This is a genomic window from Streptomyces sp. NPDC101118 (assembly GCF_044759445.1).
Lineage (GTDB): Bacteria > Actinomycetota > Actinomycetes > Streptomycetales > Streptomycetaceae > Streptomyces.
Window position 1 is genome coordinate 49,744 of the sequence record NZ_JBIVZG010000013.1, and the last position, 13,322, is coordinate 63,065.

12 protein-coding genes, 1 pseudogene and 1 riboswitch are annotated in these 13,322 nt (G+C 70.9%); of the genes and pseudogenes, 7 read left to right on the plus strand and 6 right to left on the minus strand.

Features of this window, described 5'->3' with window-relative positions; all coding sequences use genetic code 11:
* Nucleotides 1-141 precede the first annotated feature (141 nt).
* Nucleotides 142-1,476: pseudogene (locus ACIQUQ_RS21220) on the plus strand (globin domain-containing protein); the annotation flags it as partial.
* A 68-nt stretch (nt 1,477-1,544) separates the two neighbouring features.
* Here ACIQUQ_RS21220 and ACIQUQ_RS21225 read toward each other — a convergent pair.
* The 4 genes from ACIQUQ_RS21225 to ACIQUQ_RS21240 all read right to left on the minus strand — a co-directional run bounded on the left by ACIQUQ_RS21225 (nt 1,545) and on the right by ACIQUQ_RS21240 (nt 4,726).
* Nucleotides 1,545-2,024, minus strand: coding sequence for an NUDIX domain-containing protein (locus ACIQUQ_RS21225; RefSeq protein ID WP_403977977.1), 480 nt, complete (start codon nt 2,022-2,024; stop codon nt 1,545-1,547).
* A gap of 35 nt (nt 2,025-2,059) precedes the next feature.
* Nucleotides 2,060-2,959 (minus strand): LysR family transcriptional regulator, encoded by a 900-nt coding sequence (locus tag ACIQUQ_RS21230; protein WP_403977980.1) that lies wholly within the window; start codon nt 2,957-2,959, stop codon nt 2,060-2,062.
* A gap of 221 nt (nt 2,960-3,180) precedes the next feature.
* Nucleotides 3,181-4,320 carry a cystathionine gamma-lyase gene (locus ACIQUQ_RS21235; RefSeq protein WP_403977983.1) on the minus strand — a complete coding sequence of 380 codons (1,140 nt, stop codon included), beginning with the start codon at nt 4,318-4,320 and terminating at the stop codon, nt 3,181-3,183.
* A 28-nt stretch (nt 4,321-4,348) separates the two neighbouring features.
* A complete protein-coding gene (locus tag ACIQUQ_RS21240) occupies nt 4,349-4,726 on the minus strand; it encodes a phage holin family protein (protein ID WP_403977986.1) in 378 nt (125 codons plus the stop codon).
* A gap of 79 nt (nt 4,727-4,805) precedes the next feature.
* Here ACIQUQ_RS21240 and ACIQUQ_RS21245 point away from each other — a divergent pair, with 79 nt between their 5' ends.
* The 4 genes from ACIQUQ_RS21245 to ACIQUQ_RS21260 all read left to right on the plus strand — a co-directional run bounded on the left by ACIQUQ_RS21245 (nt 4,806) and on the right by ACIQUQ_RS21260 (nt 7,053).
* On the plus strand, nt 4,806-5,123 hold the full coding sequence (locus tag ACIQUQ_RS21245; protein ID WP_403977989.1) for a cupin domain-containing protein: 318 nt from the start codon (nt 4,806-4,808) through the stop codon (nt 5,121-5,123).
* 129 nt (nt 5,124-5,252) lie between these two features.
* Nucleotides 5,253-5,480: a DUF5326 family protein gene (locus tag ACIQUQ_RS21250; RefSeq protein WP_403977992.1), complete on the plus strand. Its 228-nt coding sequence runs from the start codon at nt 5,253-5,255 to the stop codon at nt 5,478-5,480.
* Between the two features lie 282 nt (nt 5,481-5,762).
* Nucleotides 5,763-6,500 (plus strand): IclR family transcriptional regulator, encoded by a 738-nt coding sequence (locus ACIQUQ_RS21255; protein WP_403978322.1) that lies wholly within the window; start codon nt 5,763-5,765, stop codon nt 6,498-6,500.
* 97 nt (nt 6,501-6,597) lie between these two features.
* Nucleotides 6,598-7,053, plus strand: a complete 456-nt coding sequence (locus tag ACIQUQ_RS21260; protein ID WP_403977995.1) for an SsgA family sporulation/cell division regulator — start codon at nt 6,598-6,600, stop codon at nt 7,051-7,053.
* 134 nt (nt 7,054-7,187) lie between these two features.
* Here the strand turns inward: ACIQUQ_RS21260 and ACIQUQ_RS21265 are convergent, their stop codons facing one another.
* Entirely contained in the window at nt 7,188-8,681 is a 1,494-nt protein-coding gene (locus ACIQUQ_RS21265; protein WP_403977998.1) for a YibE/F family protein, read from the minus strand.
* Nucleotides 8,682-8,753: 72 nt separating this feature from the next.
* A riboswitch (TPP riboswitch) is annotated at nt 8,754-8,902 on the plus strand.
* On the opposite strand from ACIQUQ_RS21265, the gene thiC reads away from it, so the two are divergent.
* Nucleotides 8,896-10,677, plus strand: coding sequence for a phosphomethylpyrimidine synthase ThiC (gene thiC / locus ACIQUQ_RS21270; RefSeq protein ID WP_403978000.1), 1,782 nt, complete (start codon nt 8,896-8,898; stop codon nt 10,675-10,677). It overlaps the preceding riboswitch by 7 nt.
* A 102-nt stretch (nt 10,678-10,779) precedes the next feature.
* Here the strand turns inward: thiC and ACIQUQ_RS21275 are convergent, their stop codons facing one another.
* Nucleotides 10,780-11,889, minus strand: coding sequence for a glycosyltransferase (locus ACIQUQ_RS21275; protein WP_403978003.1), 1,110 nt, complete (start codon nt 11,887-11,889; stop codon nt 10,780-10,782).
* A 288-nt stretch (nt 11,890-12,177) separates the two neighbouring features.
* On the opposite strand from ACIQUQ_RS21275, the gene ACIQUQ_RS21280 reads away from it, so the two are divergent.
* Nucleotides 12,178-13,299, plus strand: a complete 1,122-nt coding sequence (locus ACIQUQ_RS21280; protein ID WP_403978006.1) for a hypothetical protein — start codon at nt 12,178-12,180, stop codon at nt 13,297-13,299.
* The last annotated feature ends 23 nt before the right edge of the window (nt 13,300-13,322 follow it).

The window sequence follows — 13,322 nt, forward strand, 5'->3', positions numbered from 1 at the left end:
CAAATTCGGCGTGAAACGCGGAGTTTCCGCGTTTTGCACCGACTGCGGTAGTGGGCTGGCATGCTGCGAAAGCCCGGAATCACGGATTCGAGGCCGAGGCGCGCGCATACGAACGAGTTGCTACCGACCGAGTTGCTCGAAGCGAGGCACCGCATGGACGCTCCGCCCACCAGACCGGCCAGGGGTATGGCCCAGATACGCAAGGTGGGCCGCTCGCAACCCAGGCCCGCCTCCCGTCCCGCCCCCGGCGTACCGCCCCCCGCGGCAGAACCGGTCCTGCCGCCCCCGACGGGCACCGTGCAGGACACCCCGGAGGGCGCCCCGCCGGACGAGGCGGCGGATCCCCTGGCGGGCGGAGCCGAACCCTCGCCGGACGCCGTGCTCATCCGCCGCACGCTGGCGGAGATCGCGCCCATCGCCGACAAGGTCACCTCGTACTTCTACGCGCTGGTGTTCACCCGGTACCCCGATCTCCGCGCGATGTTCCCGGCGGCGATGGACGCCCAGCGGGACCGCCTCCTCAAGGCCCTGCTCACCGCGGCCGAGCACATCGACAACCCGGCCGTCCTCGCCCCGTACCTGCGCCGTCTCGGCAGCGGCCACCGCAAGTACGGAACCCTCCCCGACCACTACCCGGCGGTCGGCGAGGCCCTGATCGGCGCGCTGTCGCGGTACGCAGCGGACACCTGGGGTCCGGGGGCCGAAGCCGCCTGGGTGCGGGCCTACACCGCGATCTCCCAGATCATGATCGACGCGGCCGCCGAGGACGAGCGGGCGCGGCCGGCGTGGTGGCAGGCCGAGGTGGTCTCGCACGAGCTGCGCACCCCGGACATCGCCGTCGTCACGGTCCGCCCGGACCAGCCGTACCCCTTCCTGGCCGGGCAGTACACCAGTCTGGAGACGCCGTGGTGGCCGCGGGTCTGGCGGCACTACTCCTTCGCCTCCGCGCCCCGCGGCGACAACCTGTTGTCCTTCCACGTGAAGGCGGTCCCGGCCGGCTGGGTCTCGAACGCCCTCGTCCGGCACGCCCGGCCCGGTGACGTGCTGCGCCTGGGGCCGCCCGCCGGATCCATGGTGGTCGACCACTCCACCGACAACGGCATGCTCTGCCTCGGCGGGGGCACGGGCATCGCCCCGATCAAGGCGATGATCGAGGATGTCGCCGAGCACGGTGAGCGCCGCCCGGTCGAGGTCTTCTACGGGGCGCGCAGCGATGTCGACCTGTACGACATCGACACGCTCCTCGGCCTCCAGCAGTCGCACCCGTGGCTGTCCGTACGCCCGGTGGTCTCGGACGGACTGACCGGCCAGTTGCCACAGGCGATGGGCGAGCACGGCCCGTGGAACTCCTACGACGCCTACATCTCCGGTCCCCCGGCGATGATCCGCAGCGGGGTGGCCGCCCTCAAGCGCATCGGCATCCCGGGCGAGCGGATCCGGCACGACGCCGTCGAGGAACTGGTGTCCGCGGGCTGAGCGGTCCGGGCGGCCCAGGTCTCTGGATGCGCCGGCCCAGTGGACCGGGTCCGCCCGGTGAGCCCGCGTCAGCCCAGGTCGGGCGCGTGCATGGCGCGCACGCCCTCGATGTTGCCGTCGAGGTAGTGCCGCAGGGACAGCGGTACGAGGTGGACGGCGGCGATCCCCACCCGGCTGAAGGGCACGCGCACGATCTCGTACTCGCCCTGCGGCTCGTCGACCTCGGGGCCGTGCCGCTTCGAGAGGTCCATGGACTCCAGGCGGCAGACGAAGAAGTGCTGCACCTTGACTCCGGTCACCCCGCCCTCGGCGATGTGCTCCACGGTGTCCACGAAGCAGGGCACGACGTCGGTGATCTTCGCGCCGAGTTCCTCGTGCACCTCCCGGTGCAGGGCGTCGACGACCGTGGCGTCGGTGGGCTCGACTCCCCCGCCGGGGGTGAGCCAGTAGGGATCGACCCCGGGCTTGGTGCGCTTGATCAGGATCAGGTCTTCACCGTCGAGCAGGATGGCGCGGGCGGTGCGTTTGACCACGGGACGTTCGGTCATGGGAGAAGATTGGCCCAGGACACCCCGTCTGAAACTCACCAGGCCCCGGCTTCCGCCAGCAGCCGCTCGTGGGCCCGGGCGAGGTGCGGCAGCCCCAGCGTCCCCGCCCGCGCGACCAGGAAGTACGTCCGCAGCGGCGGTACGGGCGGCTCGATCAGCGCCACCACCTGCCCCAGCGCCAAAGCCTCCTCGCACAGGTAGCGCGGCAGTACGGCCAGCCCGGCCCCCGCCGTCACGCACGCCAGCACCGCCCGCAGGTCGGGGACCACCACGGCGGCGGGCGCGCCCGGTACGGCGTCGAAGACCGCCGCCCAGTACCGGGTCACCAACGGCAGCGATTCGTGCACCTCGACGAGCGGCAGCCCGGCCAGCACCCCGGAGCCCTTCTCGCGCAGGGCGACCGGGTCGGCATACGCGGCCCAGGCGGGGGCACCGACCAGGACGTGCTCCTCGTCGCACAGGGCGTGCACCGTGAACAGCGGGCCGCGGGGCCGGGCGGTGGTGACGACCAGGTCGTGGTGTCCGGCGGCCAGGCCCTCCAGGATCTCGTCGGCGTCCGCGAGCAACGAGGTCCGCAGCGTCTGGCCCGCCTCGACCAGCGGCGCGAGTGCGGGCATCACGCGCAGGGAGACGAATTCGGGCGGCCCTGCCAGGTGCAGGGAGCGCAGGCCGGGGCGGGTCGCGTCGGCACCCGTGCCGGTGATCTCCAGCAGCGCGTCCAGGTGGGGGGCGGCCCTGTGCGCCAGCTCGTCCCCGACCGCCGTCGGGGTGACCCCCCGGGCCCGGCGCAGGAACAGGGGGCGGCCCAGCTGCCGCTCCAGGGTGCGGATCTGGGAGGTCACCGCGGGCTGGGACAGGCCGAGCAGGGCGGCGGCCCTGGTGAACGACCCGGCGCGGTGAACGGCGACGAAGGTGCGCAGCAGGGAGAGGTCCATGGCTGCCCCTCTCCGGTAGACGTCGCCCCACGGGCTCCCGGCGGACTCCCCACTATAAATATGTCGATAGGTCGCTGTCGTTAACGTGATTGGACTCTGACGCAGAGTCAACTAGCCTTGTCCGCGTGGTTCTTAGCGCCCTGACCGCGCGGGACCCCGGACGCTCCGAGCCATGAGGGGGGAGGCTCGGAGCGTCCTGCTGCGCTCTGTGTGTCCGCAGGTCAGCGGGCGGCGGCCGCGTCCAGGGCCCTGAGCACGTCCGCGACCAGGTCCTCGGTGTCCTCGACGCCCGCCGAGAAGCGGATGAACCCCTCCGGCACGGCGTCCCCGCCCCAGCGGCCGCGCCGCTCGGCGGTGGACCGCACGCCTCCGAAGCTGGTGGCGTCCTCGACCAGCCGCAGGGCCGTCAGGAACCGCTCGGCGGTGGCGCGGTCGGGAAGCGTGAAGGACACGACGCCCCCATAGCCCCACATCTGCCGGGCGGCCACCTTGTGCGAGGGGTCGGAGGGCAGCCCGGGATAGCGGAGACCGCTCACCCCGTCCCGTCCGTCCAGGGCCTCGGCGACGGCGAGGGCGTTGGCCCACTGCCGCTGGACGCGCAGCTGGATCGTGGCGATCGAGCGGTGTGCCAGCCAGGCCTCCATGGGCCCGGGGATCGCGCCGACCACCTTGCGCCAGCGCCTCACCCGCGCCGCCAGATCCGGGTCGCGGCAGGTGACGTAGCCGAGCAGCAGGTCGCCGTGGCCGGTCAGTCCCTTGGTCCCGCTGGCCACGGAGAAGTCCGCGCCCAGCTCCAGGGGCCGCTGCCCCAGGGGCGTGGCCAGGGTGTTGTCGACCGCGACCAGGCAGCCCCGCTCGTGTGCCGCCTCGGCCAGCCGCCGTACGTCGCAGACGTCGAGGCCCGGGTTGGACGGGGTCTCGATCCACAGCAGTGCCGCGCCGTCCAGGACGTCCAGCTGCGCTTCCCCGGCGGTGGGGGCCGTGCGCACGTGAACGCCGTACGCCTCCAGCTGCTCGCGCACCAGCGGCAGGGCCTGGTACCCGTCGGAGGGCAGCACGACGGTGTCGCCGGACCGGGCGCCGGAGAGCAGGACGGCCGAGACCGCCGCCATGCCCGAGGCGAAGACCACGGTGTCCGCGTCGTCGTGGCCGGGCGCCTCCAGTTCGCCGATGGCCCGCTCCAGCAGGGTCCACGTGGGATTGGTGTCACGGCCGTACGTGTACGGACCCGCCACCTCGCCCGGCAGGTGGAAGTGCGCGGCGAAGGCCGGGCCGGGGAGCACCGGCTCGTTCTTGACCGGCTCGGGGACCCCGGCGCGGACGGCGCGGGTGCCGTCGCCGTATGCGTCCCGGGCGTTCATGCGGCGGTCCTTCCCATGGTGGTGCCGATCAGTCGTTGTCGGGCAGGAGCACGTTCAGTGCCCACGAGACGACGCTGATGATCAGGCCGCCGACAAAGGCGGCCCAGAAGCCCTCGACGTGGAAGTCGAGGTTGAGCTTGCCCGCCAGCCACGAGGTCAGCAGCAGCATCAGAGCGTTCACGACCAGGGTGAACAGGCCCAGGGTGAGGATGAACAGCGGCAGGGAGAGAAGTTTCACCACCGGTTTGACCAGGAGGTTGACGAGTCCGAAGACCAGCGCGACCAGCAGCAGGGTCAGCGCCTCCCTGCCCAGGCTGTCGCCGGTCAGCGTGATGTCGTGGACCCGCCAGATGGCCACGGCCAGCGCGCCCGCGTTCGCGAGTGTCTTGACTAGGAAATTCGTCATGTGTCTGATCGTGGCAGAGAAGATCCGTGACGGACATCGGCAGAAGAGCAGATCCGGGAAACACTAGGGGCGCAAGGCGATGAAGGCATTCCGGCTGGACGAGCTCGAGGCGGAGCGCGCGGCCAACGAGGGCGCGTACCTCCAGTTCCTGAGGGAGCGGAACATGTCGGTCGGGCTGTACGCGCTCGACGCGGGCCAGAACGATCCGCAGCAGCCGCACCGCCAGGACGAGGTGTACTTCGTGGTGAGCGGCCGCGCGTCGATCACGGTGGGGGACGAGACGACGACGGTGGCCCGTGGCAGCGTCGTGTACGTGCCGGCCGGGGTGCCGCACAAGTTCCACCACATCTCCGAGGACCTCAAGGTGCTGGTGGTGTTCTCGCCGCCGGAGGCCTGATCGGGGTCGGGGGCGCCGTCCCCCTAGGGGTTGGATCAGGGGACTCCAAGGGCTCGGGAGTCCCCGTTCCCTTCGCCGCGCTCCTAGCATCGAAGCCAGGAACGAACCCGAAGGGAAGAGGTAGAGGAAATGGACGGCATCCGGGAGATATTCGCAGGCATGCCCTGGTGGGTGAAGTGGGTCGCTGTCCCGCTCCTCGCACTGCTGGTCTTCGGCGGGGTCATCACCTCCTTCCTCACCGCGCTCATCGGCATCGTGTTCAAGGTCCTCGTCTTCGTCGCCCTCGTCGGCGGTCTGATCTTCGTGGTCCGCAAGTTCACGGGCACGAAGAGCACGTCGACGCGCGGCGACTGGTAAGCGGTGGCCCGCCGGTACGGGCGTTAGCCCGCCTGAGGGAACGTGACTCCCCAAACCGCCCGCAGGTCAGGAATCGGCGGATAGAGTGGCAATCTGTGCCGTCCCTGGGCGCCGTGCGGCCGGTTCCCCTCTGACCAGCGGTTTTCTGTAAAGAGCCACCGAGCACGACCCCCAGGAGTGCGGTCGCTGCGGGGGCGGCCCCCGCAGCGGCGGGCCCCCACAGCCCGCCGCCACGCCTGGGGGTGAGCTTTGTCTTCGGTGCACAACGCCGCTGTTCCGACCCTGATCGGCTCGGTTCAGAGGGCGCTGAGACTGCTCGAAGCCGTGGGGTCCCATAGCGAGGGAGCCCCGGCCAAGCAGCTGGCCCGCGAAGCCGGACTCCCGCTCCCCACCGCGTACCACCTGCTCCGGACCCTCACCCACGAGGGCTATCTCCGCCGCGAGAGCGGTGTGTTCGTGCTGGGCGACGCAGCCGGTCGGCTGGCCGGCGGTGGACTGCAGCAGAAACGTCGCAGCATGATCCTCGACTCCCTCGCGCACTTCCGCGACGTCATCGGGGCACCCATCTACTTCGCGGTCTTCCGCGAGGGCGAGATCGAGGTCGTGGGCGTCTCCGACACCCCCGGAATGCCGGCCGTGGAGGAGTGGGCCGAGTTCCGCGCCACCGGCCACGCGCACGCCATCGGGCAGTGCCTGCTGGGCCAGCTCGACGAGGCGACCCGACGCGAGTACCTCGACCGGCATCCCGTCGAGGCCGTCACCCCTTACACGGTCCGCGACATGCGCGCCCTGGAGCAGCGCATCACCGCCCAGCAGCGGATGCAGCCCGTGATCGAGCGTCAGGAGTACGCCCTGGGCACGGTCTGCGCGGCCATCCCGATCACGGCCGGTGACGCCGCGGCAACCATGGCGATTTCCCTCCCTCTCCACCAGCAAGACCGATTGCTCTATGCGGTTGATCGGCTACGGAGTGAAGTAGGCGCGCTGTTGAGCACGCTCTCGTTCTCTATCAGTATCTGAAAACTCACTCCTTGTGATCCGATGGCGCTTCCACCACCCTTGTCAAGAGGGCCCTGGGGGATCATTCCTGGCCACTTCCACAACAGCGGGGTAGGCAATGCGCGAGTCGGTACAGGCAGAAGTCATGATGAGCTTCCTCGTTTCCGAGGAGCTCTCGTTCCGGATCCCGGTGGAGCTCCGGTACGACGCTCGTGACCCCTACGCAGTTCGCCTGACCTTCCACCTTCCCGGCGACGCGCCCGTGACCTGGGCGTTCGGCCGGGAGTTGCTTCTCGACGGCATCAACAAGCCGTGCGGTGACGGCGATGTACACATCGCCCCCACCGATCCAGAGGAGCTGTCCGATGTCCACATCCGGCTCCAGGTCGGCAGCGACCGAGCCCTGTTCCGGGCCAGTGCGGCCCCTCTGGTCGCGTTCCTCGACCGGACCGACCGGCTGGTGCCGCTCGGTCAGGAGCGCAACCTCGGCGACTTCGAGGAGAACCTCGACGACGCCCTCGACAAGATCCTTGCCGAGACGCGTACGCAGCAGAACGAGCAGAACGCGGGCTGAACCACGGCCGGCGGGAACCGGCCCGTACGCGTGCGTCCCGAGCGGTACGCGTACGACGAGCGACCCTCAGCGTGCCGACGCGCTGAGCCGCCCGGTCCCCATCCCGTGATCCGCCCGTCCGCAACGACGGTCACTCAGCGCTTACGGCGACGACCCCGTCCGCCGGTTCGTCCCGGCCCCCCGGCCGGAGCCGCGGACGGGGATGCCGGCCGGTCGGCCGAAACCACCAGTGCGGCCAGCGCCGTCGTCACCGGCACCGACGCCACGAGCCCGATCGAGCCCACCAGGGTCCGTACGATCTCCTCGGCCACCAGCTCGCTGTTGGCCACGGAACCCACACTGCTCTGTGCGATCGAAAACAGCAGCAGCAGGGGCAGGGCCGCGCCGGCGTAGGCGAGCACCAGCGTGTTGACCACCGAGGCGATGTGGTCGCGGCCGATCCGGATGGCCGCGCGGTACAAGGCCCGTGGCCCCATCGTGGGGTCCGCCGCGTGCAGTTCCCAGACGGCCGAGGTCTGCGTGACGGTCACGTCGTCGAGCACGCCCAGGGACCCGATGATCACACCTGCCAACAGCAGGCCGCTCATGTCGATCTCCGGGTAGAGGCCGTGGATCAGACCCGTGTTGTCGTCCGTGTTCCCGCTCAGGAACGCCGACCCGATGAACCCGGACCCGAGCACGCCGATCAGCAGCAGCGAGACCAGGGTGCCGAGCACCGCGACCGAGGTGCGGGCCGTCACGCCGTGGCACATGTAGAGCGCGATCAGCATGATGGCGCTCGCCCCGACCACCGCGACGACCAGCGGGTTCGACCCCTGGAGGATCGCCGGCAGGATGAAGAGGACCAGCACGGCGAAGCTGACGGCGAGCGCCACCAGCGCGAACACCCCGCGCATGCGCCCCACCAGCACCACGGCCAGCGCGAAGATGCCGGCGAGCAGCGCCAGGGGCAGCTCACGGTTCACGTCGACCACCGAGTACTGGAGGTCGCGGGGGGCGTCCGGCGCGTACGCGACCACGACCTCCTGACCCTCGCTCAACTGCCGCGGTGCGCCAGGCTGGACGATCTCCAGGAACGTACGCCCCTTGTCGGGACCGGTGGTGACCTCGATGGTCGCCTTCGCGCACTGCCCGGTCTGCGCCTGCTGCGCCTCGCGCCCCTCGGGCGTGGAGGTGTCCCCGGTGGGCGGCACCTGGGCGACGTTGACCTCCTTGCAGTCCACCCGCTGGAGCGTGGCGACCCGCCCCTCCTGCGTCTGGCGGTCGAAGCCGACGCCGGTGCGTTCGTGCGCGGGTGCGCCGCCGGGCCACAGCACGACCAGGCCCACCACCACCGCGGCGGCGAAGGGGATCAGCACGGCGGCGATGACCTTGCGCAGGTGCTTCGAGACGGGGGCGGCCGGGCCGTGCCCGTGCGAGTGCCCGCCGTGCGAGTGCCCGCCGCCGTCTCCGCCGTGACCGCCGCCGTGCCCGCCGCTCCCTGCGTGCCCGTGCCCGTGCCCGTGCCCGCCGGCGTCGTACGCTCCGTGCCCGAAGTCGTGCTCGCCCGGCCCCCCGTAACCCTCTGCGGGGCCAGGGTGGCCGGTGTGGTCATGGGGGTCGACGGGAGGCTGCGGCGGTGTGGTCACCGGCCGATCATCGCAAGAGTTGGGGGGGCCCACTGTTCAGCGCGCCACAGATGACGCTAGCGTGGGGGCACCTTTGCACAACGCGGGAGCTCGGAGCACCGGGCTGAGAGGGCGCTGATCACCGTACGCGCGTCGAAGATGACGGGTACGGGAGGAGGCTGCGTCGACCGCCGAACCTGTTACCGGGTAATGCCGGCGTAGGGAGATAGGTCTCATGACCATTCAGGATGCACGCACGCCTGCCACCAGCCAGGACGGCCAGAGCGAGCGCCAGCCGGGCTGGCACAAGGGCTACGTCGCGGGCTCCCGCCCCGACATCCGCGTGCCGGTTCGACAGGTCCACCTCACCAACGGCAAGGACGTGACGCTCTACGACACGTCCGGCCCGTACACCGACCCGCAGATCGAGACCGACGTCCGCCGCGGCCTGCCGCCGCTGCGCGAGAACTGGATCATCGGCCGCGGCGACACCGAGGAGTACGCGGGCCGTCCCGTGCGCCCCGAGGACGACGGCATCAAGCACACCTCGCCCCGCGGCGGCCTCAAGAACCTCGACGCCGTCTTCCCGGGCCGCCCGCGCCTGCCGCGCCGCGGCCGCGACGGCCAGGCCGTCACGCAGCTCGCGTACGCACGCCGCGGTGAGATCACCCCGGAGATGGAGTACGTCGCGATCCGCGAGAACGTCTCCCCCGAGGTCGTCCGCGAGGAGATCGCCGCCGGCCGCGCGGTGCTCCCGGCGAACGTCAACCACCCGGAGATCGAGCCGATGATCATCGGCAAGAAGTTCCTGGTGAAGGTCAACGCCAACATCGGCAACTCCGCGGTGACCTCCTCCATCGAGGAGGAGGTGGAGAAGATGACCTGGGCCACCCGCTGGGGCGCCGACACGGTCATGGACCTCTCCACCGGCCGCAACATCCACACCACCCGTGAGTGGGTGCTGCGCAACTCCCCCGTCCCGATCGGCACCGTGCCCCTCTACCAGGCCCTGGAGAAGGTCGACGGCAAGGCCGAGGAGCTGACCTGGGAGATCTACAAGGACACGGTCATCGAGCAGGCCGAGCAGGGCGTCGACTACATGACCGTCCACGCCGGCGTGCTGCTGCCGTACGTGCCGCTCACCGCGCGCCGCAAGACCGGCATCGTCTCGCGCGGCGGCTCGATCATGGCCGCCTGGTGCCTCGCGCACCACAAGGAGAACTTCCTCTACACGAACTTCGAGGAGCTCTGCGAGATCCTGGCGGCGTACGACGTCACGTACTCGCTCGGCGACGGCCTGCGCCCCGGCTCGATCGCGGACGCCAACGACGCCGCGCAGTTCGCCGAGCTGAAGACGCTGGGCGAGCTGAACACGATCGCCAAGCGTCACAACGTACAGACGATGATCGAGGGCCCGGGCCACGTCCCGATGCACAAGATCAAGGAGAACATCGACCTCCAGCAGGAGATCTGCGAGGAGGCGCCGTTCTACACGCTCGGCCCGCTGACCACGGACGTCGCGCCCGCGTACGACCACATCACCTCGGGCATCGGCGCCGCGATGATCGCCTGGTGGGGCACCGCGATGCTCTGCTACGTCACGCCCAAGGAGCACCTGGGCCTGCCGAACCGGGACGACGTCAAGACCGGCGTGATCACCTACAAGATCGCCGCGCACGCCGCCGACCTGGCCAAGGGCCACCCGGGTGCCCAGGAGTGGGACGACGCGCTGTCCGACGCGCGCTTCGAGTTCCGCTGGGAGGACCAGTTCAACCTGGCCCTCGACCCGGACACCGCCCGCGAGTTCCACGACGAGACGCTTCCGGCCGAGCCGGCCAAGACCGCGCACTTCTGCTCGATGTGCGGTCCGAAGTTCTGCTCCATGAAGATCTCGCAGGACATCCGGCGGGAGCACGGCGGGGACCTGAAGGCCGAGGAGATCCAGGCGGGCATGGCGGAGAAGTCCGCCGAGTTCGCCGCCGCGGGCAACCGCGTCTACCTGCCGCTGGCCGACTGACCCACCGGCCGCCGCAGCCGCACGGACGGACCCGCGACCCTATGGGGGGAGTCGCGGGCCCGTCCGGCGTTCCGTTTCCGGGTGGGACGGCGCGTACGCCGCTCAGGCGACGGTCTGGTACGCCGAGCCTAGCTTCGCGCGGGCGAAGTCGCGGTTCGCGGTGACCCGTTCGCGCTGGTCCGCCGGCAACAGACCGTCGGCGAGGAGCCGTTCGCAGCACTCCAGGCACTCCTGGTACTCGCCGGTCCAGTAGGCGGCGACGGCGAGCTCGTCGAGCGCGCGCCAGTCGTGCCACGCGAACTCCACGAACAGGATGTCCTCAGGCCGCTGGACGGCCACCGCACGGCGGGCGAACATGTGGGCCAGCGGCCAGCGCCCCTCGAGACGGCACAGCCGGGCGAGGTCGCCGATGGCCTCGGCGCGGGTGGGCCGGCTCTCGTACGCACGCAGGTAGCGGTCCATGACCTCGGCCGCCGGCCGCTCCAGCTCGGTGGCGAGCCGGGCGGCGTACACCTGGGCGAGGTACGTCTCCTCGACCCAGCCGCCCATGGTCACGCGGTGGTCGTAGGCGGCCAGCGACTTCTCCTTCTCGCCGGCGTCGCGCCAGCTCTGGGCCAGGTAGAAGGCGTACCGCGCGTTGTCGGGCTCCTTGGCGAGCCCTTCCTCCAGGATCTTCGCGTCACGGAGGTACTTCTCCCGCTCGCCGCCCTGCCGCTGCCGGGCGCCGCCGCCCACGATGAGCAGGTTGATCCCCTCGAGCACGTCCTTGCTGTGCGGTCCGCCGCAGTCGAGGTACTCGTGGAGCACCCCGACGTAGCGCCAGGGCAGCCGGGTCGCGACGAGCGTGTGCCGCCAGTGGATGATCGGGCCGTGGTGCACCGCCAGCTGGTACGCGTCGTGGGTCAGCTCCGGCATGCGGAAGCCCGGCTCGATGCGCATCTCGTCGTCGGCGTCCATGAACAGCAGGTAGTCGGCACGGTCGCCGGCGAGCTCGATGGCCTCCGTGCGGCTGCCGTCGAAGCCCCGCCACGGACGCTCGTACAGCTCGCCCGGCAGGTCGGCGAAGTACTCCCGGATGACGTCCTGGGTGCCGTCCGTGGAGCCCGTGTCGACGATCACCCACGTGTCGATCAGGGGGCGCACCGACTCCAGGCACTTCCGGATGGTCGGTGCCTCGTTCTTGACGATCATGTTCAGGCAGACTGTGCTCAAGGGTCCCGTCCACGGTGTGCGGGCCGCCGTACGGGCGGCCGGGCCGGCGTCGGACCGTGACCGTAGTGACCCTCGTGACGCCGTTGTCCACGGCTCGCCGAAAGCGCTACTGCGTCTGCGGGCGGGAACACACCCTCGGGTGGGTGTCTGCTAGCCCGAAGTGTTGACGTACGCATCCGGCCACTCAAGTGGTAGTGCTTAATGTCCGTTTTCTCCGGAGGAAGCTCGAACCCGCGACCGGGACGTCACCCGTTCCGGCGGCAGATCCTTTCCGAAGGAGCGTTTTTGATGAGTCGTGAGCGCAGGACCACGCAGCTGGGTCCCGTTCCCTGTACCCGGGGCTGGCAGGTGGGCGGTGCCCTGGCCTCCCTCTCTCTCGTGCTGGTGGGCCTCGCAAGCCCCGCCGTGGCCGCGGCCAACGCGATCACCCCGCAGGTGAGCGCGGTCGCGCCGGCGGGTGGCGGCGGCGACTGCAAGGAGGAGCGTCCGCACGAGAAGCCGCGCCACGGCAAGCCGCTCGCCCGCCACCTGCTGGACAAGTACCTGCACGGGCAGGACCACGACGACCACGACGAGTACGTGCGTGGCGGCGGCGGCGACGACAAGTGCAAGGGCGCCACGGGCGCCACCGGTCCCACGGGCCCGACCGGTCCGACCGGTCCCACGGGTGCGACCGGAGCTCCGGGTGGCGGCGCGACCGGTGCCACCGGTCCGACGGGTCCGACCGGCGCGACGGGCGAGCAGGGTGAGCCCGGAACGCCGGGCGGACCGGGCGCCACGGGTGCCACCGGTGCCACGGGTCCGACGGGCGCCACTGGCCCCACCGGCGATGGCCAGGGCCCGACGGGCGCCACCGGCGCGACCGGCGGGACGGGCCCGACCGGCCCGACCGGCCCGACGGGTGCGACCGGCGCCGACGGCACCGGCACCCCGGGCGCGACCGGCGCCACGGGCGCCACCGGCCCGACGGGTCCGACCGGCCCGACGGGTGCCACCGGCGCGACCGGTGCCGCGGTCTGCCAGGACGTCGATGCGTACAACCCGAATGACTCCGAGGAGGTCAAGGCGGTCCTGACCCCCTCGACCGCCTACGCGGGCATCCGTCGCATCCAGCCTGACAACAGCGCCTACTTCTGGGTCGACCTGGGTGCTGCGGACGACTTCCCGTCCGACGCCTGCGGCATCTCTGTCGCGTCCCAGGCGAACGACGTCTCCGTCGAGGTGCTGACCGAGTCCAACCAGCTCTGGGAGATCACCTGCCGTCGGGTCAACACCATGGGCAACCGCAGCCTCACGTGCGACAGCGCCTGGACCCAGGTCACGTCGTACCCGCCCACCCTCGCGCAGCGGTTCGGTGACAAGCCGCTCCTCAAGACCCAGCAGGGTCACGCGGTCAACAAGGTCGCCTGAGCGGCCACGACACGCTAGTCCGT